Below are 20,839 nucleotides of genomic sequence, written 5' to 3'. Positions count from 1 at the left end.
GGGGGGAGCTGTATGTTCAAGCAATTGAACGTAACGGACGGGAAGCAGATGCTTCCCGCAACGATTCGGAGATATCATAAGAAAGATTTCGCTCAGCTCATTGATGTGCAGGCACAGAGCTTTCCGCCGCCATTTCCTTCCGGGCTGTGGTGGAATGAAGAGCAGCTGACGGAGCATATTACGCGATTCCCCGAAGGCGCCTTATGCGCAGAGATCGAAGGCATCGTTGTCGGCTCCATGACTTCGCTCCGGCTGAACTTGGACGAGCGCTCTCCTAATGACTGGGCGTCGGTGACGGACAACGGATACATCCGCAACCATAATCCTCAGGGTAAAACACTGTATGTGGTGGACATCTGCATAGCGCCTTCATACCGGAAATTCGGGTTGGGCCAATGGCTCATGCAGTCCATGTACGAAACGGTAGTGCACCTCAATTGCAGGCGGCTGCTCGGTGGAGGACGAATGCCGGGCTATGGCGCCCTCAAGGAAAGAATGACGCCTGAGGAGTATGTCGGGCGGGTGACCGCAGGAGAACTTACGGATCCCGTACTGACATTTCTGCTACGCTGCGGACGATTACCGATAGGGGTTGCAGCGGATTATTTGGAAGACGAGCATTCTGCCAACTATGCGGCTTTAATGGAATGGCGAAACCCTTTTACCAGGATGGATCACACACAGGACTATTGACATTGCCGCCGGAGGGAAATCGACATGCAATATATTCGAGTACAATCTATCGAGAATGAGTATTTTAAAGGGATGCATCGGCTGTTGGGCACAATATTCCCGCCTGAGGAAGTGCTGGCATTCGAGTTATGGAAAGACCCGATTCAGGATCCGGACATCCATGTCTACGTTGCGGTACATAACGGGGAAGTTGTGGGTGCGACGGAATACCGTTATTATCCGGAACTGCGTGTTGCGATGACGGATTTTACAATCATCGGTGCCATGGAGCTTGGCGTAGGACGTTTCCTGTACGTGGAACGGGAAAAGGATCTTCTGCGTCTGCAGCAGCAATCCGGATCGGCTTCGATGGGGATGTTCGCGGAGATCTATAACCCGCAGTCCATTACAGGCTTCGCTTTCGGCGATGTTCCGGCGATGCACCCCGTTGTTAGACGGGAAGTGCTCTCGCACATCGGATACCGCAAGCTTGATCTGCGGTATGTCCATCCGTCATGGGACCATGAGGGAAAAGCGGTTACCGAGCTGGATCTGGGATTCCGTCCCGCCGACGAGGATACCGAAAGTATACACGCGGCACTTGTGGTAAAGTTTCTTCGGCAGTACTATGCCGCCCTTCCGAATAAACCGAAGGAATGGACGGAAATGGTGAGCGGGCTGGAAAGCCGCGATCGGGTAGAGTTGCTTCCTCTATAAATCAGGGTACGACCCTGAGCGCGCTAAGGAGTTAAGGCATGAGAATCAAGTTTCTAGGCAACGGCGACTCTATGGGAACACCAAGAGTTTATTGCGATTGCCCTGTATGCGGAGAAGCCCGGACCACCGGAGCAAACCGCCGGATGCGTTCCTCCCTGCTGCTGCGGACGGAAGCCGCGCGCCCTTTGCTTCTCGATTGCGGACCGGACTTTCGGGCGCAAATGGAAGCGGCCGGTTTGCGTCATGTGTCGCACGGGTTACTGACACATGCTCATATGGATCATATCGGAGGATTGACGGATTGGGCGGACGGATGCCGCTGGCGGAAGGAGACGGCTGAAGTGTTTGCCCCGTCCGAAGTGCTGACCGACGTGCGAGACCGCTTTCCCTGGATCGAGAACCATTTGAGATTGCTCGCGAACGACGACGGAACACAGTATGGGGATTGGCGCGTACGCCCTTGGAAAGTGAACCATGGGAAGAATGGTTACTCCTACGCTTATCGATTCGACAATACCTTGAATGGGAAAGCATGGGCTTATTGCTCGGATTCGATCGATCTTACGGAACACCAAAAAGCACCTCTGAGCGGCTTGGCGCTCCTGGTGCTCGGCACGAGCTTTGTCAGGGAACCGTTCCCGATGGAGACGCGTTCCGTATACGATATGGAGGAAGGCCTGCAGCTGGCTGCGGAGGTCAAGCCGCACTCCGTCATTTTCACGCATCTGTCCCATGACGTTGACGTAAACTCAGATTACGGACTGCCTCCCAACGTCACACTTGCTGCCACCGGTATGGAAATCACGATCTAATCGCGGCTCCGTATGACGAGCAGCATCCCTGAAGTCACGGAAATGCTGCCGACCGGCGCTTCCAGGACATTGCTAATTCCTAACGACCAGCCGAGCTTCAGCGTTGCTTCACGCAACGGGTAACGGAATCCTTCCAGCGTGACGCCGGCGGCTTCCGTGCTGAGCGGTAGTAGGGATACATAGGGATAACGGCTGTTCGCCTCTAACCGGAGTCTGTCGGTGCAGAGGCGAATTTCGTTATGGGCGTCTATAAGAACGAGTTCACAGCATGATCATCGGCTTGCCTAAGCAAGTGCACATTCCCTAAGCTGTGATCGAATCGGGTACCCAGCCCCCCCAGAATGACGATGTGCCGGAATCCTCGCTGCAACGCTTCCCGGAACGCGAGCTCCGTGTCGGTGAAGTCTTTGTCATAGGAATCGCAGGTGAGCAGTTCAAGCGCAGTGTCGGTTATTTGCAGCATTTCGTCCGATGAAACGGAGTCGAAATCCCCCACTGCCAAATGCGGCGCATAGCCGGAGCTGATCAGAAATTGCGCCCCCCGATCTGCGCCGATCAGAAAGTCGTCCGGCGACACGTGAGAGAGGGCCCACCCCCCGAGGCTGCCTCCCGTAAAGATGAGAGCGCGGGAATGATGAGAGAATGACATGTATGAGAAGCCTCCTAGTGCGTAGCGTAACTCGGTCAGTTCTTCCAGTATAACCGGAAAAAGAACGTTGCGGAACTATTCGCCTTCCCGCTACAATGGGAGTTGATGCCGCGGATCGACATATTCTGCGGAAGCTGTATTCGCCCGGGACGGGGAGAACACGGAGGAGGAGACATCGTTGGAATGGCACGTTTTTGATATTTTCAGCTTGATCGGGACGATCGCGTTCGCAGTCAGCGGCGCCATTGTGGCGATGGAAGAAGAATACGATATTCTAGGCGTGTTCGTCTTGGGTCTGGCCACCGCTTTCGCCGGAGGGGTCATACGAAACTTGCTGATCGGCATACCTGTCACTACTTTGTGGAATCAAGGCCCGCTGTTGACAACGGCGGGAATCGCCATTCTCATTGTGTTCTTGCTTCCTGTCCATTGGATTCATCGTTGGAAAAGAAGCGAGGCGTTCTTCGACGCGATCGGATTGTCCGCATTTGCGATTCAAGGCGCTCTTTTCGCGGCAGAGGCGAGCTTGCCGTTAAGTGCCGTTATGGTCGCGGCGATGCTGACGGGAATCGGCGGCGGAATGATCCGTGATATCATGGCCGGCCGCAAACCGCTTGTGCTGAGAGACGAGATTTATGCGGTATGGGCAATCCTGGCGGGCGTGGCAGTGGGATTGAGCGATCTTCGCAAGCCATGGGAGCTGCTCACTCTGTTCGTGTTCGTCGTATTGTTCCGAATGCTTTCCGTGCACTATAAATGGAAACTTCCCCGCCGTTCGCTGCCGGCGGCGGAACGTAACGATATCGGAGGCTGACGATGAGTTATTCCGTCTTGTTCGTTTGTTTGGGCAACATATGCCGCTCGCCGATGGCCGAAGCGGTGTTCCGCGATCTCATTCGGCGGGAAGGCTTGGAGGATCGGGTAACGGTGGATTCCGCAGGGACGGGCGATTGGCATATCGGCCATCCGCCGCATGAAGGGACCAGGCTGCTGCTCGACCGCTATGACATCGCTTATGGCGGAATGACTGCACGAAAGCTGGCCGCGGAAGACGGCGGACGATTCGACCTGATTGTCGCCATGGATACCCGCAACGAGCGGGATATAAGAGAGATGCTGGGCGCTTCTTCGCAAGCTCGGGTAATCCGGTTCTTGTCGCTGCTGCCTGAAAAAGGGATGGACGATGTGCCGGATCCTTATTATTCGGGGAACTTCGACGAAGTGTATGAACTGGTGAAGGAAGGGTGCATCCGTCTACTGGGTCGCGTGAAGGAGGAACTCAAGCATGAATGATGATCGTATAAATCCGTCTGCGCCATTGCCCGTCTCTTTTACACAGCTTCGGCTGGTGTCTCAGGACGAGCTTAATCGACGTCTGGAGACGGTCAAAGTGTTACAGGACAACGACACTGAAATGTATCGCCTGGCGAAGGATACGGAAACCGGCGAACATTATGTTCATTATGCCGTCTATCATCTGAATGTTGCCGGAGGCGCAGTGGAAGAGGAATATCACCACCTGCTTCCGTTGGAGCATGATGATGTCATCGCATTGGCGCTCGGCGCGGACTTGTACGTCTATCCGCAGCATTGGGCGCGGGCTTACTTGCGGAACGGACCGAACGGCGGATTTGTCTGGTATGACCCGGCAGGCGCAGCGGCGGAAGAGCAAACTTACGATGAAGCTGCCGCTTATATTCGTGAGAAGCTGCTGACGTTCCGCAGTCAAGGAGGAGCGCACAGCGAAGAAGATATCAAGCGGCTGCTGGACGAGATGGACAAAGGGCTTCCGCCGCGCGGAGATGCAGAATAATAGTAAGGGCCTTAATGCCGGAGCCGTGCGTGCTCCAGGCAATAAGGCCTTTTTTTATCGTGTGAAAATCGGCGAGGGGCCGAGGAACGAAGCAAGCGCATCCGGTAACTCATTTTGCCAGAATCCCCATTTGTGCTCACCGTCTTTTTCCTCGTAATGCAGATCCGCTCCTTTTTGCTCCATCAAAGCCCGTGCTTGACGATTCAATTCCACAAAGTTGAACGTTCCTCGATCGGATTCGAAAGCTGTTTCCTGAAGTCCGACGATCATCCAGATTTGCAGATCCGCAAGTGACTCTTGCTGCAGCAGCTGCTTATAAGAGGCATCATAGTAGGCGCCGGACAGAGAAATCATTCTTCGGAATAAAGCCGGGAAGGCGAGACAGAGGGAAAGCGACACGGCTGCGCCCAGTGAATCGCCCGCGAGCAGCCTCTCATTCGGCTCGGTTCTCACCGGATAACGGGATTCCACCCAAGGCAGCAGTTCTTCTGCGAAAAATCGGGTATATAAAGGATGACGCTCTCCATCCGCAGCATATTCGGACGTGCGCAGTTTTTTGTTCACCTCGACACCGACAATGATAAACGGATTCCAATCTTCATCCAGAATGAGCTTCTGGGCATGCGTAGCGATTCGGCCGAAATTGAAAAAATCTTCACCGTCCTGGCAGTAAACGACCGGGTAGCTGATCCATTCCTGAAACCCTGGCGGCAGATAGACGCGAATGGACCGGCTGCCTTCAGGCAGATACCGGCTGGGTATTTCATGCTTCACAATCGTTCTTTTGAAAAGATGGCTGTCGTTCATTCGAATTACCTCCTTTTACGTATGGGAAATCCCGGGCGGGGGAAAACCAAATGAAGGCTAATTTTGCCTGATTGTATTATCTTGTTATACCACAATTATATCTCTGTTATATAAACATAAAACAGATGGAAGCTAGATAAATCAAGGACTATTAGGTATTTTTCTTTGACCAATCCGGTTAAACAGGGATATAATAATTCTATAACAGAAAGCCCTCTTCCACAATTCAAGACGAGGTGAGAACCTAATGGCTAAAGTAACAACGGATGCTCCGGTAAGGAAAGCCGGTGCGCCATCGTATGAGGTTAGGTCGGAGGATATCGCTCCGCTGCAGGTATTGTCTCCGGAAGGTGAAGTGATCAATTCCGAGCGCATGCCGAAGCTGTCGGACGAACAGCTGAAAGAAATCATGTACCGCATGGTATTCACACGTACTTGGGACGATCGTGCCGTGAACTTGGGACGCCAAGGCCGTCTCGGATTCTATGCTCCGGTATCCGGTCAGGAAGCGACCATGGTCGGAAGCGAGTATGCCATTACGAAGGAAGATTTCGTTTGCCCGGGCTACCGTGATATGCCGCAGCTCGTATGGCACGGACTTCCGCTGTATCAAGCATTCTTGTATTCCCGCGGCCATCAGCATGGCGGCCAGATTCCCGAGGGAGTCAATGTCTTGATGCCGCAAATCATTATCGGCGCGCAGATTTTGCACGCTACCGGCATTGCGATGGGATTCAAGCTTAAGAATGAGAAGCGTGTAGCGATCACATATACCGGTGACGGCGGTTCCTCGGAAGGCGATTTCTATGAAGGTTTGAATTTTGCAGGGGCATTTAAGCTGCCGGCTATTTATTTCGTTCAAAATAACGGCTACGCGATCACGACTCCTTTTGCCAAGCAAACCGGTGCGCAATCCATAGCCCACAAAGCATTGGCAGCCGGTATTCGCGGTGTGCAAGTAGATGGAATGGATGTTCTTGCCGTGATTGCCGCAACGCAGGAAGCTGCGGAAATCGCCCGCAACGGCGGAGGCGCGACATTAATCGAAGGTTTGACTTACCGGTTCCGTCCGCACTCCATGGCCGATGATGCGTCCAAATATCGTACCAAAGAAGAAGAGCACGAATGGAGCATTAAAGATCCGCTCGTTCGTTTCGGTAAATACTTGGAGAAAAAAGGGCTGTGGTCCGAAGAAGATACGGCGCGTGTAAAAGAAGAAGCCAAAAACACAGTGAACGAGCAAATCAAGAAGGCAGAGCAAACAGAGAAAATGACTGTCGCGGGCCTGATCGATTCCATGTTCGAACACACGCCGGCTCACCTTGAAGAGCAAAAAAGCCGAATTTCAATAAAGATTTCTCGTAGACGGGAGAGTTACAGCATGGCTCAAATGAATATGAAAGAAGCAATTCGAGACGCAATGCGCGTTGAGCTGAAAAGAGACCCAAGCGTGCTGCTCTTCGGCGAAGACGTCGGCAAAGTGGGCGGCGTATTCCGTGCAACCGAAGGCTTGCAAGCCGAGTTTGGGGAGAATCGGGTTTTTGATACCCCTTTGGCCGAGGCGGCCATCGGTGGTCTCGCAGTCGGTCTGGGAACTCAGGGTTTCCGTCCGATCGCGGAAATCCAATTTATCGGGTTTATTTTCGAAGCATTGGATCAGATGTTCGTGCAGGCGGCGCGTATGCGTTACCGTTCCGGCGGACGTTACAATGCGCCGATCGTCTTTCGGACGCCATTCGGAGGCGGAGTAAAAGCAGCGGAATTGCATACGGAATCTCTTGAAGGTTTGGCGATTCAAACTCCGGGCATGAAGGTTATTATTCCATCTAACCCTTATGACGCGAAAGGCTTGTTGATTTCGGCCATTCGCGATAATGACCCTGTATTTTTCATGGAGCATCTGAATTTGTATCACGCATTCCGCGACGAAGTGCCGGAAGGCGATTACACGGTTCCGATCGGTAAGGCGAAAGTGGTCCGCGAAGGTAAAGACGTTACGATTATTGCCTATGGACTGATGGTTCACACCGCTATGAAAGCTGCGGAAGAGCTGGAGAAAAACGGTGTACATGCGGAAGTTATCGACCTGCGTACACTGATGCCTCTCGATATCGATACGATCGTGGCATCCATTCAGAAAACGAATCGCGCCATTGTTGTTCAGGAAGCTCAACGGACAGCCGGTGTAGCTGCGGAAGTCATCGCTCAGATCAACGAAAAGGCCATCCTCCATCTGGAGGCTCCTGTTCTTCGCTGCGCGGGTCCTGATACGGTATATCCGTTTGCGCAAATCGAGGATGCATGGCTGCCGACAACGGGCCGGATCGTTAAAACCGTTAATCAGGTGCTTCAGTTCTAAACGGAGGAGGATGACACGTGGCCAGATTTGAATATCGGTTCCCGGAGCTGGGCGAAGGGCTGCATGAAGGCGAAATCGTCAAAATGCACATCGCACCGGGCCAGACAGTAACGGACGAAGATATCGTCATGGAAGTTCAGAACGACAAGGCGATCGTGGAAGTACCTTGCCCTGTAAACGGCAAGGTACTTGAAGTGATGGCCAAAGACGGACAAGTCATGCGTGTCGGCGAAGTTGTTGCCATCATTGAAGCGGAGGGTGAAATTCCCGAACAGGCACCTGCGGCGGAAAGTCATGGTCAAGCGGCCGGCGGAGCTTCCGGCAATGCTGCCGTCGGCGGCGCCGAAACGAAGGACCAGCCTGCGCAGCAGCCTGCCAAGGAAAACGCGCCTGCGGCTGCAGCACCTGCACCGGCGGCAACTACGGCAGCGGCTCCTGCGGGCGGCATGGTACTTGCGACCCCAAGCATCCGCAAACTTGCTCGTGAGAAAGGCGTCAACATCAGCGAAGTAGCCGGCACCGGCAAGAAACGGACGGATTACACGCGACGATGTACTCGGATTTACTGCCGGCGGCGCCGCACCAGCGGCAGCACCGGCACAGATGGCCGGCGCGTGCTCCTGCAGCAGCAGCGGTTGTAACCGCAGGAGCAGGCGGAACGGAAGAGCGCGTTCCGTTCAAGGGAATCCGCAAGGCGATTGCGAACGCGATGGTCAAATCCGTCTACACCGCTCCTCACGTTACATTGATGGACGAAGTCGATGTAACCGGGCTCGTCGCTTTACGTACGCGGGCTAAACCGGTTGCTGAGAAAAAAGGCGTCAAGCTGACGTATCTGCCGTTCATCGTCAAAGCCCTTGTTGCGGCGTGCCGCGAATTCCCGGCTTTGAATGCGATGATCGACGAAGCGGCCAACGAGATCGTCTACAAAAAGTACTACAACATCGGGATTGCAACCGATACGGATAACGGACTGCTTGTACCCGTCGTGTTCGACGCCGACCGCAAAAATGTATGGAGCATCGCGAATGAAATCCGCGACCTCGCAACACGCGGCCGGGATGGGAAGCTTGCTCCGAACGAGATTAAAGGCAGCACGATTACAATTACGAATATCGGTTCCGCCGGCGGCATGTTCTTTACTCCGGTCATCAACTTCCCGGAAGTCGCCATCCTCGGAACAGGACGTATTTCAGAAAAAGCGGTCGTGAAGAACGGCGAAATCGTTATCGCGCCTGTGATGGCCTTGTCGCTCAGCTTTGACCACCGCATTATCGACGGCGCAACGGCGCAAAATTTCTTGAATTACATTAAACAGCTGCTCAGCGATCCTGAGCTGCTAGTCATGGAGGTGTAATCCATGGTTGTAGGTGACGCTTCACTAGATATCGACCTGTTGGTTATCGGTGCGGGACCGGGCGGCTATGTAGCCGCCATCCGCGCCGCTCAGCTTGGCCAAAAAGTCATCATCGCCGATAAAGCGAAAGTCGGCGGCGTTTGCTTGAATGTCGGATGTATTCCTTCCAAAGCATTGATCAATGCCGCTCATCATTACGAGTCCATGCAGCATGCCGCTGATTACGGTTTGTCTGCGGACAACGTCGGCGTGAATTTCGGAAAAGTGCAGGAGTATAAATCTTCGGTCGTGAACAAAATGACCGGCGGCGTGGAAATGCTTCTGAAGGCGAACAAAGTGCAAATCTTCAATGGCGAAGCGATGTTTATCAACGACACGGAAGCCCGTTTGTTCAACGAGCAGGAATCTCCGCGTTACCGTTTCAAAAACTGCATCATCGCCACAGGTTCCCGCCCGATCGAACTCAAGCCTTTCCCGTTCGGCGGACGCATTCTGTCCTCCACCGAAGCACTGTCGCTGCCGGAGGTACCGAAAAGCCTCGTGGTCATCGGAGGCGGCTATATCGGGATCGAGCTCGGTCAAATGTACTCGAAATTCGGAACAAAGGTTACGGTTCTGGAGGGTGCCGACACTATCCTGCCCGGCTTTGACAAAGACATGAGCCAGCTTGTAGCGAAGAAAATGAAAAAAGCGAACGTCGAAATCGTTACCGGTGCTATGGCCAAGGGTGCGGAACAAACGGACAAAGACGTGACGGTGACGTATGAAGCCGGTGGAGAGCAAAAGTCGGTAACTGCAGATTATCTGCTCGTGACCGTTGGCCGCCGTCCGAATACGGATGGAGAACTCGGACTGGATCTCATCGACATGAAAGTCAACGAGAGAGGGCTTATCGAGGTCGACGACCAATGTCGTACGAGTATCCCGCATATTTACGCAATCGGTGATATCGTTCCCGGTGCGGCGCTTGCCCACAAAGCTTCTTACGAAGCCAAGGTCGCTGCTGAAGCGATTGCCGGAATGCCGTCCAAAGTCGATTACAAATGTATCCCGGCTGTGGCGTTCTCGGATCCCGAATGTGCGAGCGTCGGCTATACGGAGACAGAAGCGAAGGAAAAAGGACTTAAAGTGAAGTCCAGCAAATTCCCTTTCGGCGGCAACGGCCGCGCGGTTACGCTCGGTGGAGCGGACGGCTTTATGAAGCTCATTCATGAAGCGGATACCGGCTTGGTTGTCGGCGCGCAAATCGCCGGCGTGGAAGCCTCCAACATGATCGCCGAGATTGGACTGGCGATCGAGATGGGCGCCACTGTCGAAGATATTGCGCTTACCATTCACGCGCATCCGACACTGGCTGAAATTACGATGGATGCGGCAGAGCTTGCTATCGGCCATCCTATTCACACGATCGCTCCAAAAGCATAATAATAACCGGTGCACCTTTATGACGAATATGCTCACAACCCGTGGGTCTCGCATAAAGGTGCCTTTTTATTATGGGTTGATGTATGATCTGATCAGAGACAGGCTTTCAAAGCCGAAAGGGGCAAAATCGCAGTGAGCGACGAAATAAGACCGGTAAGCCGTTCCCGAACGATCATGACGGAGCTTGTGCTTCCGACGGATACCAATGTGCATGGAACGATGTTCGGCGGGGCGCTCATGCATTATATCGATAAAATTTCAGCCATCGCGGCCATGAGACATGCAAATAAACCCGTGGTTACAGCATCAACGGACAGCCTCGATTTTCTGTCGCCGATCCGGATGGGGGAAGCCGTGGAGCTGGAGGCTTTCGTGACATGGACCCGCCGCAGCTCAATGGAGGTCTATGTGGTAGTTCGTGCCGAGAATCTGTTTACCGGGGAGCGTCGCGTGACGGTTACGGCATTCTCTACTTTTGTCGCCTTGAATGATCAGGGCAAGCCGACAGCGGTTCCCACAGTGCAGCCCGAGAACGATGCGGAGCGCAAGCTGCATGAAACCGCCCCCGAGCGATATGAGCAGCGCATGAAAAGGCGTGCTACCCGTTATTCACCCACCAACCGACAATCATCGACAGACACACAAACGGAATGATACAATAAATTTCAAATAAATTTCGGCAAAGGTGTGTTCTCGTTGCGCAATTATTTGGATTTATTGCAGGATGTTCTGGATAACGGAACCGTGAAACAAGATCGCACCGGCACGGGCACAGTGTCCGTATTCGGCCGGCAGCTGAGGTTTGACTTGTCCCAAGGATTCCCGCTCGTCACGACCAAAAGGATTCATCTTAAATCCGTCGTCCATGAACTGCTTTGGTTCCTGAGAGGCGATACCAATATTCAGTACCTGAAAGAAAACGGAGTATCCATCTGGAATGAATGGGCTGACGAGAACGGCGATCTGGGTCCTGTCTACGGTTCTCAGTGGCGCGCATGGGAAACGCCGGACGGAGGAACCATCGATCAGATTCAGCAGGTCGTCGAATCGATTAAGCGCAATCCCGATTCGCGGCGGCATCTGGTAAGCGCCTGGAACGTTGCCGTTATTGACCGCATGAAGCTGCCGCCTTGCCACTTCGTTTTCCAGTTTTATGTGGCCGGCGGTAAACTGTCCTGTATGCTCACGATGCGTTCGGTGGATACTTTTTTGGGTCTGCCGTTCAATATCGCATCCTATTCCTTACTCACCCATATGATGGCTCAGCAATGCGGCTTGGAACCCGGTGAATTCATCTTCTCCGGAGGCGACGTTCACATTTACAGCAATCACTTGGAGCAGGTGAAGCTGCAGCTTTCCAGAGAACCTCTGCCGCTGCCGACGCTGCTCATCAAGCGTACTCCCGACTCCATATTCGACTATACTTATGAAGATTTCGAATTTGTCGGCTATGAGCATCATCCCGCCATTAAAGCTCCGGTAGCCGTGTAAACGAAAAGGCTGACGACTCTTATAGCTAGACCTTTCCTGATACGGAAGGGTCTTTTTTTATTGATTTTTAAATTTGCTTCAAACCGTATCGTGGATGCTCCCGTTAGCTTAGGTGAAGATCTTAAATTCAGAAGGGAAATGATCGCGGATGAGAAAAGGGAGCAAATGGTTATTATCTGCAGGCTTGGCGATGGTCATGGCGTTATCGCCTATAGCCGTGCTCGCGGCAGGAGAGCAGCAGGTGGGGAACGCGACGGTGAGTCCGGCTAAAACGACGACAGCCGCAGAAGCCGTTACGAAGCTTGGCGTATTGCGTGGAGACGGCCAAGGTGTTACGGATGCTTATCTGGCCAAAACGTCCACTCGGATGCAAGCGGCGATTCTATACCTTCGGTTGATGGGCAAAGAGCAGGAAGCACTCAGCCACACCGGACTGGTAAACTTCGCCGACGCAGACACTGCGGGCAAAACGATGGCGCCTGTACTGGCGTATCTCAAAAGCCACCCTGAACTTGGATGGAACGGAACGCCGGGCGGCAAATTCGAACCGAACGCAGCCATTACCTCGCAGCAGCTGTACAAAGTGATGCTCGAATCGCTTCGTTTCAAATCCGGATCGGACTTCGCGTACAAAGACACACTGTCGTTCGCATCCTCCCAAGGTCTGTTCCGTGCAGCAGCAGCTGCGCCGTTCACTAACCGCGATTTGGCCGTTGCATTGACCGAAACTCTGCAAACGAAGCCGAAAAGCGGCAGCGATACGCTCCTCAAAGAGCTGGTGAACATGAAGGTTGTCACCGCTGATAATGCGGCGGTGCTGGACGGTGCACGCGCTGATATCCGCAAATTGGCGGACGGCTCACTTTATATGACTGACGGCAAAGGCATGGCGCTTTACTTATTTACAACGGATGTATTCGACATGAGTTCCTGCCAAGGCAAGTGTATCGAATTTTGGCCGCTCTTTAATTCGGAAGCGAATCTTCTGATCGACAACTCGTTAAAGGCCGACGACTTTGGCGTATTTACACGTAAGGAAGGAGCTAAACAGCTGACATATAAAGGCTGGCCATTATATTATTTTGCAAACGATAAAAACCCGGCGATGCCAAAGGGGAAAGCGTCAAAAACTGGTACCTCATGAAACAACCTTTCTATACCATTACCATCGGTACGGATACAGATCAATTTCGCCAGCTGGCCAATTACCTCGTTGATTCCATGGGCCGCACACTATACTACTTTGACAAAGATCCTATGGGCTCCAGCGTATGCGAAGGAAATTGCTTGGTGAATTGGCCTGCATTCCACGTCGATTCCATCGTCGTTCCAAGCTCTTTAAACAAGTCGGACTTCGGTGAGATCACAAGGGCTGACGGAACAAAGTTCACAACGTTCAAGGGTTATCCGCTTTATTACTTCAAACCGGACACTACCCGCGGGGAAGTGAAGGGTCAAAACGTTAACAACGTATGGTTCGTCGTGGATCCCGCGAAATTTGACGGCACCACGACCGGCAAGGCTGCTCCTGCGAAAGTAACGATTGAGATGAAGAACTACGCCTTCACAATCCCTAACATCACGGTTAAGCCTGGAACGGCTATCGAATTCATCAACCGGGATGAACTTATGTCTCATAACGCTGTGGCAGTGAACGGTGCTTTTAAGACAGCAATGCTGGAAACGGGCAAATCCGCAACGATCACTCTCGACAAAGAAGGAGTCTACGAATATTACTGTGAGCCACACTCCAAATCGATGAAAGGCACGATTACGGTTAAACCATGAGACAGATGAAAAAAGCACTGAAAATTGCGCTGATGCTGGCCATGGTGTTGATGGCGCTATCCGCGTGCGGTTCCAATAATATGGACAACACGGCCTCTCAAGGCAACGGATCGTCCCCATCCGCTGCGGCGTCACAACCGTCCGCCACGCCGTCGGAATCAGCAAAACCATCTGTAAAACCGTCGCCGTCACCGTCCAAAGCACCGGAGCCTTCTGACTCGAAATCTTCATCCACGCCTTCACCGACACCGGATGACAAGCCGAAAACGGAGTTCGTTGTGGAAATCAAAGATTTCGCATTTTCCCCGGCTAATCTGACGGTCCCTAAAGGCAGCACGGTCAAGTTCATCAATCGTGATAAAGTGAAGCATTCCGCGGTCGCAGACGGCGGAGAGTTCGATACCGGCCTTCTTGCACTTGATGACTCCGCAAGCGTCAAATTCAACGATGAGGGTACGTTCAGCTACTATTGCGGTCCGCATCAGAATATGACTGCCAAACCGAATTTGTATGACACTTCAATCGCACAGTCGGCTCCGACAAAGATCGAGACGCTTTTTCATCTGACGGCATCTAGGGATACCGGTAAGTTCACCGATCACCCGCGCGCTTACGGTGTCGCCTGTCTGGTACGTTCAGAACGGCAGGACCAGTTCGTCGTCTACGTCTTCGGCACACCTCAAACGGAAGGCTCAGAGGCATATCAAGTATGGGTATGGAACGAGGGCCAACGCCACAGCGCAGGCACGTTCACCGTTGATGCCTCCGGCATCGGCATCATGACGATCCCTGTCACGGAGAAGACACCGGCGATTGAGTATGTCTCCGTATCGCTCGAGCCCGATCAGTTTTCCGACGAGCCCAAAGGGACGCGAATGTTCGAAGCCGAAGAACGTTATAGTGCAGGCCAGGGGCTGCAATTGGCAACAATTCGTTCACATCTGCTTGGGTAGGCAGTGGCAACCGGGTATGGTATGATTGAAAAAACCGCAGCGTTCATGCGGGCAAAGGAACAACTACGATGAGCGTAACTTTGATTGCCGCTGTCGCCTCGAACGGCGTCATCGGTTCGAATAATGGCCTTCCATGGAAGCTGCCTGCAGACATGGCTTTTTTCAGGCGGCAAACGATCGGCAAGCCGGTCTTAATGGGACGCAAAACTTTTGAATCTTTGGGCAAGCCCCTGAAAGATCGCATCAACATCATTTTGTCGCGAAATTTGTCGCAAGCACCAGAAGGCTGCCTGCTGGTGCGCTCCATTTCGGAAGCTTTGGCGCAATTCGGGGACCAAGAGTTAATGGTGATAGGCGGGGCTGAAATTTATACGCAAATGATGGGAGCAGCCGACCGCTTGGTGCTGACGGAGATCGGGCAACCTTTCGACGGAGATGCGTATTTTCCGAAATTCGACCGCAATGCTTGGTCTCTTGTATCCCGGGTTCCGGGCATTCAAGATGATCGGAACACGGTTCCTTACGCTTTTTGCGTATATGAACGGACTGTGTCCGGATAATGCAAACAATTCTAGATAAAGTCCATTCTGAGGCCGTCGTCTCTTTGATAGGATGGTCTATTATTGCTATCTGGAATATGAACTCACTCTTATGGGGGAAATGAAGATGTCGACACCTACGGGATTTATGGAATATCAGCGGGAGCTTCCCGCCGACCGCGATCCTTTGGAACGCATCAAGGACTGGAAAGAATTCCACCGGATGTTCTCTGAAGATCAGCTGCGCACGCAAGGCGCACGCTGTATGGATTGCGGAACCCCATATTGCCATACCGGAATGGAGCTGGCGGGAAGTGCGTCCGGCTGCCCGATCAACAATCTGATTCCGGAGTGGAATAACCTGATTTACCGGGGACTCTGGAAAGAAGCTTACGAACGGCTGATGAAAACGAACAATTTCCCGGAATTTACCGGGCGGGTGTGTCCCGCGCCTTGTGAAGGCTCTTGTACGGTCGGTCTCATTGGAGAAGCCGTAACGATCAAAACCATTGAACAAGCCATTATCGACCGCGCCTTCGAAGAGGGCTGGGTTGTTCCCGAACCTCCGAAGACACGTACCGGCAAGAAGATTGCCGTTGTCGGTTCCGGGCCTGCGGGACTTGCGGCTGCCGCCCAGTTGAACAAAGCGGGCCACACGGTCACCGTTTATGAGAGAGCGGATCGCATCGGAGGCCTTCTCACTTACGGCATTCCGACGATGAAGCTCGAGAAAGACATCGTGCAGCGCCGTGTCGATCTGCTGGCTGCAGAAGGCGTGCAATTCGTGACGAACACAGAAATCGGCAAGGATATTTCATCGGAGAAGCTCGTTGCCGATTATGATTCGGTCGTCCTTTGCGGCGGAGCGACGAAAGCTCGTCCGATCGGAACAATGGAAGGCCACAATCTCAAAGGGATTTACCCGGCAATGGAATATCTCAACAGCACGATCAAGAGCTATTTGGATCATGGATTGGAAGAAGGCACTTATATTTCCGGTAAAAATAAGCATGTTATCGTTATCGGCGGCGGCGATACGGGTACAGATTGTGTAGCAACCGCGCTGCGCCATGGATGCGCAAGCATCACCCAATTCGGAACGCATGCCAAAGCGCCGCTGCAGAGAGATCCTTTAGCGAACCCTTGGCCGGAGTTTCCGAACGTTTATACGCTTGATTACGCGCATGAAGAAGCGAAAGCTTTGTATGGCGAAGATCCGCGCGCGTTTTCAGTACTCACCAAGAAGTTCGTGGGCGACGAGAACGGTAACGTAAAAGAACTGCATACGGTTCAAATACGCCGTTATATCGACGAGCAGGGCCGTAAAATTTATGAAGAAATACCCGGGACGGAGAAAATCTGGCCGGCAGATATCGTGCTCGTAGCCGTCGGCTTTGAAGGTCCGGAGACGACGATCATCGATCAGCTGGGGTTGGAAACCGACCGCCGCACGAATGTAAAAGCTCGTTACGGCAAATACACGACCAATGTCGATAAAGTGTTTGCAGCCGGTGACATGAGACGCGGACAAAGCCTTATCGTCTGGGCCATCAATGAAGGGCGCGAAGCAGCCCGCGAGGTTGATAAGTATTTGATGGGCAGCACCATGCTGCCATAAGCAAGCTGCAATTATCATATACAGGAGGTTGTTCCGACAGACTTGGGACAACCTCTTTTTATACAAAAGAAAAGGTGGCGCGGCTATGATTCGCTATGGGGATGAAAGCTGGACGGAGCTTAAATTCATGAAGTTTCTGTATCAAGTCGAACGGCGGGACAGCCAATGGGTTGACGTCACATTGCGCGTTGAAGTATCGGATCAGACGCCGTTGCCCGACGATTTGATCGACTTTACGGTTATGGTTATTTGCACCCATCAAGGCGATCCTATTCAGCTCGTCACCTTGGACGAGGGCTGCGACTGTGAATACCAGCTGACAGCAGGGGAGAAGGAGCAAATCGTGACGTTTATCGAAAGTAATGAAGTCCGTAACGCCATTCTCAAAGCCGCTTCCTCCGATAACAAAAATATACGCCGCTTTTGAACGAAAGCTGTTCGTGACTGGGTCGTAAGACACGCTTCCCCCAAAACTTTCCTCCATGTTACACTGGTGTGAGATGTGCGGGGGAGGATTGGCATGAGCGGCGCGGCGTTGTTATCACCGACAGACATTCACGTCATCAGACGGTATGTACATACCAAATACGCTCCTCTGCCGGGGCATCGCCAAGCGGAAATCGTGGCGGATGCCATTCGCCGTACTTTACAGCAAAGGCTGCCGAACCTGCCGGTCGATTTCAAACACCGATTGGTAGAAGAGCTTATAACTCGCTGTCTCGTTAGCGAACAAAGAGAAGTTATACCCGAAGATGTTCTAGATATTTGTGCCGAGCTGGACGACAAGCCGATCGATCACAAGGATGAATTAATAGAGCCGATTCTGAGCTGGCTGAACGAACGTTCTCCGGGAGGCTGGAGTGCGGAACAATTAGCTTCGCGGTTGGTAAGAGGAAGCATTCATTCTGCCGCTCCGATTGCTGTACCGATTGCAAGTATTGCCGATGCCGGATTAGCCGGGCCTGAAGCTCTTCCGAATCTTCCAAGAATACGGCTGCCGGCCGCCGGTTGGGCGCTGTTAGCGGGTGTCGTTGTCTGCGCAGTTGCGACGGGCCTGTTCACAGCAAACCCATTCGCGAAACAACCTGTCGCGAATCCGCCTGTCATTGCCACACCGCTCAAAGCGGACATCGGCATGCCGGATCGTCTGAAATATACCGACATAGATACGGCCGCGCTCAAAAGCTATCTGAAGAGCAGAGAGTCTATGCTGGCCGCAGAGCCTTATTTCGGAGCAATCGTGGAAGCTGCCAAAGTACATAATGTACACCCATTGCTTCTGTTCGCCATAACCGGCCAAGAGCAGGGTTTTGTTCCAAAGTCCAACAAAAATGCGCACAAAATCGCCAATAATCCCTTTAACGTCTTTCACAGCTGGCAGGATTACAATACGACGATCCATAAATCCGCGGGCATTGCGGGAAGGACGATCGCTCGGCGCGCTCAAAAACGTCCGGAAGGCTATGAGCCTTTTGCCTGGCTTAATGAAACCTATGCGGAAGATCCTTTGTGGCAGGACGGCGTAAGACAAATCTTCGACAAGCTGAACAGCCTTACTATGACCCCATAAAAAAATAAAGCCGAGTGAGCTGCGATCGCGCAGTCCCGCTCGGCTTTCTCGGTTTATACAGGTTCTTTCAGTCCCGCAGACGCCAAATAATTGTGGATGGCGGAAGGAACCTGGGATAGTGCGGTCAAAGTGACGAAAGCTCCGGTCGGTGAGGCGTCGATCGGAATCAGATTGTATGCCCATTCCTGTTCGTGCTTCAAATATACGGCATGAATTCCGCATTCCAGAGCAGGGAGGACATCCGTCCGCAACGAATTGCCGATCATCCACGTATTGGCTCGGTCGAAGCCGCCGTCCGAAAGAATTTGCTCCATTGCCGGCGTGTTCTTGAGCTGTCTGACATAGATGCGGTCATGGAAGTATCGTTCTAGCTTCAATTGTTCGATCTTCCGTCGCTGAATGAGGGCATCTCCGCCTGTGTACAGATGCAGTTCATGTCCCTTGCGCCTCAAAGCTTCGAGGGCTTCCTCCATCATGGGATACGGCTCCACCTCTTGCTCATAGACGCTGAGCCCCAGCTTCCACAGATTCTCTTCTTCCAGCGGGGAGCCGGCTCGTCCGGTCATGCTCTGGAAGTATCGGTAGGTGTCTACGAACGATTGAGGAAAATGCTCGCTCTTGAAGCCCAGCTGCTTGACGCCGGCGATATCGAGCTCGGTATGCTTCACGATAATGGTCTCCTTGGAAATTCCGGCAGGGCCGAACCAGGTCGTCATTTCATCCGTAAATTGCTCTAGAATAAAGTTGAAATACTTGTTGCAGTGAGCTAATGTATCGTCAAGATCAAACAGGATTCTTTGTTTCATGCCGTAATATACTCCTTTATTTGCAGCGAAACCGTACTTGGTAGTATCTCCAGATTTCGGAATTAACTTGCTCGGCGAAGATGACGGTCGTATTCATCCATTATGGCTTGTATGCCCGGGTTTGTAAATGATAGGAAAGTGGCAAGCTAAAAAGAAAACTCCTCTGAGCGGAGGGTGCGGGGGTGATAAAAATGCCGAGAAATAAAAGCACCAAGACGGATGACCAGAACAACATGTCCCGGTTTAAGTCTAAGGCGCAAGCTTTGAAACTGGACAAAATGGCGCGTTATCCGGCCAGTCTGAACGGGATCAATAAAAACTTACCATAAACAAGCGCCTTGGCTGCATCCGTCTTGCCGATCGTCCGTTCACGCATATTGGGATATCTTGGCATAGAGGTTGCGTTTAATGAAGTTAATGCGCTGACGAACATAGAAATCGTAGCTGCCCCCGCTCAACTCGCGGGGGTTCATTGTATTTCCTGTGTCGTTATCAATGATGACGAGCTTACCGTCGGTGAAAAATTTGAAGGTTAAGTCCCTAGACGGTCTGGAACCTCGGGAAGGTTCCAGGTAACGGAGATGTTCGCAATTCACCATCCATTATCCCACCCTTAGAACAATTTCGGAACGTATGTTCTTGTTTTCCATTATAGCAAACATTTGTTCGTATGGAAAGGTGTTCCTTAATGAAATACACTAGAAACATATCGGACCGAAGGAGTTTGACAGCAATGATCGAAATCTCAGGATTGACCCGAAAAATTCCGGACGGAAAAATCATACTGGATCATATACATGCCCGGCTCACGCCCGGAACTTTCGTTGCGGTCGTAGGCGCAAGCGGCAGCGGAAAATCTGCGCTGCTTAGAGCGTTAGCTTTGCGGGAGCAGTGGACCTCCGGTGAATATAAAGTGGACGGCGTCAATTTGTTGGACGCCGGTCTTTTCGCGAAAATGAGCTATCGCAGACAGGTTGCCTTTTTAGAACAAAAACCGATTTTGCTAGAGAAAAAGACAGCTCTTAAAAACGTGCTGATAGGCGCCGCGGAACAAACGCCATTATGGCGGCGGGTAACCGGCATGATCCGGAACGACGACTACATGGGCGGAATGGACATGCTCGAAGACGTCGGACTGCTGGACAAAGGACGGCAAACTGCAGAAAAGCTGAGCGGCGGGGAGCGCCAGCGTGTGGCAATCGCTCGCGCACTGGTCCATGGCGCTCGACTTGTGCTGGCGGATGAGCCGGTCTCCGGTCTGGATCCCCACACGTCCGAAGAAATGATGCAGCTGCTGAAGAAGCTCTGCCGGGAGAAAGGCGCCACTATCGTTGCAGCACTTCACCGGTTGGAGCTCGCCGAGAAGTTTGCCGATGAAATTTGGGGCATGCAGGACGGCCGCCTCGTGTTGGAAGTGAGAGGAAGAAGGCTGACAGCTGCGGAGAAGTTAAAGTTGTCGTAGG

General features: G+C 52.6%; 24 protein-coding genes and 2 pseudogenes. 21 read left to right on the top strand and 5 right to left on the bottom strand.

The annotated features are described in order from the left end of the window. The first annotated feature begins 12 nt into the window (after positions 1-12). From SD71_RS16970 to SD71_RS16960, 3 genes are read left to right on the top strand one after another with little or no spacing between them, the layout of a single operon-like run. Positions 13-693 (top strand): GNAT family N-acetyltransferase, encoded by a 681-nt coding sequence (locus SD71_RS16970; protein ID WP_041065759.1) that lies wholly within the window; start codon positions 13-15, stop codon positions 691-693. Positions 694-717: 24 nt separating this feature from the next. Next, positions 718-1,389 carry a hypothetical protein gene (locus tag SD71_RS16965; protein ID WP_041065756.1) on the top strand — a complete coding sequence of 224 codons (672 nt, stop codon included), beginning with the start codon at positions 718-720 and terminating at the stop codon, positions 1,387-1,389. 38 nt (positions 1,390-1,427) lie between these two features. After that, the gene (locus SD71_RS16960) at positions 1,428-2,201 is read left to right on the top strand and encodes an MBL fold metallo-hydrolase (protein ID WP_041065753.1); all 774 of its coding nucleotides are present in this window, start codon (positions 1,428-1,430) and stop codon (positions 2,199-2,201) included. Here SD71_RS16960 and SD71_RS26015 read toward each other — a convergent pair. Next, positions 2,198-2,338, bottom strand: a complete 141-nt coding sequence (locus SD71_RS26015) for a hypothetical protein (RefSeq protein WP_326998779.1) — start codon at positions 2,336-2,338, stop codon at positions 2,198-2,200. The genes SD71_RS16960 and SD71_RS26015 overlap by 4 nt on opposite strands. Before the next feature lie 110 nt (positions 2,339-2,448). After that, a complete protein-coding gene (locus SD71_RS26010; protein ID WP_326998770.1) occupies positions 2,449-2,850 on the bottom strand; it encodes a thiamine diphosphokinase in 402 nt (133 codons plus the stop codon). A gap of 178 nt (positions 2,851-3,028) precedes the next feature. On the opposite strand from SD71_RS26010, the gene SD71_RS16950 reads away from it, so the two are divergent. Genes SD71_RS16950 through SD71_RS16940 form a run of 3 tightly spaced genes read left to right on the top strand, consistent with a single transcriptional unit; the run spans position 3,029 to position 4,663 of the window. Beyond that, the gene (locus SD71_RS16950) at positions 3,029-3,664 is read left to right on the top strand and encodes a trimeric intracellular cation channel family protein (protein WP_041065750.1); all 636 of its coding nucleotides are present in this window, start codon (positions 3,029-3,031) and stop codon (positions 3,662-3,664) included. A 2-nt stretch (positions 3,665-3,666) separates the two neighbouring features. Continuing rightward, positions 3,667-4,143: a low molecular weight protein-tyrosine-phosphatase gene (locus SD71_RS16945; RefSeq protein WP_041065747.1), complete on the top strand. Its 477-nt coding sequence runs from the start codon at positions 3,667-3,669 to the stop codon at positions 4,141-4,143. Continuing rightward, positions 4,136-4,663 (top strand): hypothetical protein, encoded by a 528-nt coding sequence (locus tag SD71_RS16940; RefSeq protein WP_052476350.1) that lies wholly within the window; start codon positions 4,136-4,138, stop codon positions 4,661-4,663. The genes SD71_RS16945 and SD71_RS16940 overlap by 8 nt, the downstream gene beginning before the upstream one ends. A gap of 54 nt (positions 4,664-4,717) precedes the next feature. Here the strand turns inward: SD71_RS16940 and SD71_RS16935 are convergent, their stop codons facing one another. Then, positions 4,718-5,470, bottom strand: coding sequence for an alpha/beta hydrolase (locus SD71_RS16935; protein WP_041065744.1), 753 nt, complete (start codon positions 5,468-5,470; stop codon positions 4,718-4,720). Positions 5,471-5,717: 247 nt separating this feature from the next. On the opposite strand from SD71_RS16935, the pseudogene pdhA reads away from it, so the two are divergent. The 13 genes and pseudogenes from pdhA to SD71_RS22450 all read left to right on the top strand — a co-directional run. Continuing rightward, positions 5,718-6,809: pseudogene (pdhA, locus tag SD71_RS16930) on the top strand (pyruvate dehydrogenase (acetyl-transferring) E1 component subunit alpha); the annotation flags it as partial. Between the two features lie 42 nt (positions 6,810-6,851). Beyond that, positions 6,852-7,829: an alpha-ketoacid dehydrogenase subunit beta gene (locus SD71_RS23225; protein ID WP_082034323.1), complete on the top strand. Its 978-nt coding sequence runs from the start codon at positions 6,852-6,854 to the stop codon at positions 7,827-7,829. 17 nt (positions 7,830-7,846) lie between these two features. After that, positions 7,847-9,186, top strand: a pseudogene (locus SD71_RS16925) (dihydrolipoamide acetyltransferase family protein). A gap of 3 nt (positions 9,187-9,189) precedes the next feature. Then, positions 9,190-10,611: a dihydrolipoyl dehydrogenase gene (lpdA, locus tag SD71_RS16920; RefSeq protein ID WP_041065741.1), complete on the top strand. Its 1,422-nt coding sequence runs from the start codon at positions 9,190-9,192 to the stop codon at positions 10,609-10,611. 174 nt (positions 10,612-10,785) lie between these two features. Further along, positions 10,786-11,265 (top strand): acyl-CoA thioesterase, encoded by a 480-nt coding sequence (locus SD71_RS16915; RefSeq protein ID WP_052476375.1) that lies wholly within the window; start codon positions 10,786-10,788, stop codon positions 11,263-11,265. 42 nt (positions 11,266-11,307) lie between these two features. Continuing rightward, on the top strand, positions 11,308-12,102 hold the full coding sequence (locus SD71_RS16910; RefSeq protein WP_041065736.1) for a thymidylate synthase: 795 nt from the start codon (positions 11,308-11,310) through the stop codon (positions 12,100-12,102). Between the two features lie 148 nt (positions 12,103-12,250). After that, positions 12,251-13,246 carry a COG4315 family predicted lipoprotein gene (locus SD71_RS22465; protein ID WP_052476349.1) on the top strand — a complete coding sequence of 332 codons (996 nt, stop codon included), beginning with the start codon at positions 12,251-12,253 and terminating at the stop codon, positions 13,244-13,246. Next, the gene (locus tag SD71_RS22460; RefSeq protein ID WP_052476348.1) at positions 13,243-13,890 is read left to right on the top strand and encodes a plastocyanin/azurin family copper-binding protein; all 648 of its coding nucleotides are present in this window, start codon (positions 13,243-13,245) and stop codon (positions 13,888-13,890) included. The genes SD71_RS22465 and SD71_RS22460 overlap by 4 nt, the downstream gene beginning before the upstream one ends. A gap of 5 nt (positions 13,891-13,895) precedes the next feature. Then, complete coding sequence (locus SD71_RS22455) at positions 13,896-14,843, top strand: anti-sigma factor domain-containing protein (RefSeq protein ID WP_161793411.1); 948 nt, start codon at positions 13,896-13,898, stop codon at positions 14,841-14,843. 68 nt (positions 14,844-14,911) lie between these two features. Then, positions 14,912-15,403 carry a dihydrofolate reductase gene (locus tag SD71_RS16890; protein ID WP_041065734.1) on the top strand — a complete coding sequence of 164 codons (492 nt, stop codon included), beginning with the start codon at positions 14,912-14,914 and terminating at the stop codon, positions 15,401-15,403. A gap of 106 nt (positions 15,404-15,509) precedes the next feature. Next, positions 15,510-17,000, top strand: a complete 1,491-nt coding sequence (locus SD71_RS16885) for a glutamate synthase subunit beta (RefSeq protein ID WP_041065732.1) — start codon at positions 15,510-15,512, stop codon at positions 16,998-17,000. Between the two features lie 85 nt (positions 17,001-17,085). Further along, complete coding sequence (locus tag SD71_RS16880; protein WP_041065730.1) at positions 17,086-17,427, top strand: hypothetical protein; 342 nt, start codon at positions 17,086-17,088, stop codon at positions 17,425-17,427. Positions 17,428-17,520: 93 nt separating this feature from the next. Then, positions 17,521-18,570 (top strand): hypothetical protein, encoded by a 1,050-nt coding sequence (locus SD71_RS22450; RefSeq protein ID WP_052476346.1) that lies wholly within the window; start codon positions 17,521-17,523, stop codon positions 18,568-18,570. A gap of 53 nt (positions 18,571-18,623) precedes the next feature. Here the strand turns inward: SD71_RS22450 and SD71_RS16870 are convergent, their stop codons facing one another. After that, entirely contained in the window at positions 18,624-19,376 is a 753-nt protein-coding gene (locus SD71_RS16870; protein ID WP_041065728.1) for an HAD family hydrolase, read from the bottom strand. A 191-nt stretch (positions 19,377-19,567) separates the two neighbouring features. Between SD71_RS16870 and SD71_RS24245 the strand changes: the two genes are divergently transcribed. Beyond that, positions 19,568-19,705: a hypothetical protein gene (locus SD71_RS24245; RefSeq protein WP_165418319.1), complete on the top strand. Its 138-nt coding sequence runs from the start codon at positions 19,568-19,570 to the stop codon at positions 19,703-19,705. Positions 19,706-19,744: 39 nt separating this feature from the next. Here the strand turns inward: SD71_RS24245 and SD71_RS16865 are convergent, their stop codons facing one another. Then, the gene (locus tag SD71_RS16865) at positions 19,745-19,975 is read right to left on the bottom strand and encodes a hypothetical protein (protein ID WP_041065726.1); all 231 of its coding nucleotides are present in this window, start codon (positions 19,973-19,975) and stop codon (positions 19,745-19,747) included. A 134-nt stretch (positions 19,976-20,109) separates the two neighbouring features. Here SD71_RS16865 and SD71_RS16860 point away from each other — a divergent pair, with 134 nt between their 5' ends. Then, positions 20,110-20,838: a phosphonate ABC transporter ATP-binding protein gene (locus tag SD71_RS16860; RefSeq protein ID WP_041065723.1), complete on the top strand. Its 729-nt coding sequence runs from the start codon at positions 20,110-20,112 to the stop codon at positions 20,836-20,838. Position 20,839 lies beyond the last annotated feature (1 nt).

The organism is Cohnella kolymensis (assembly GCF_000829465.1).
Taxonomy (GTDB): domain Bacteria; phylum Bacillota; class Bacilli; order Paenibacillales; family Paenibacillaceae; genus Cohnella; species Cohnella kolymensis.
This window is presented reverse-complemented; position numbering and strand designations above follow the sequence as displayed.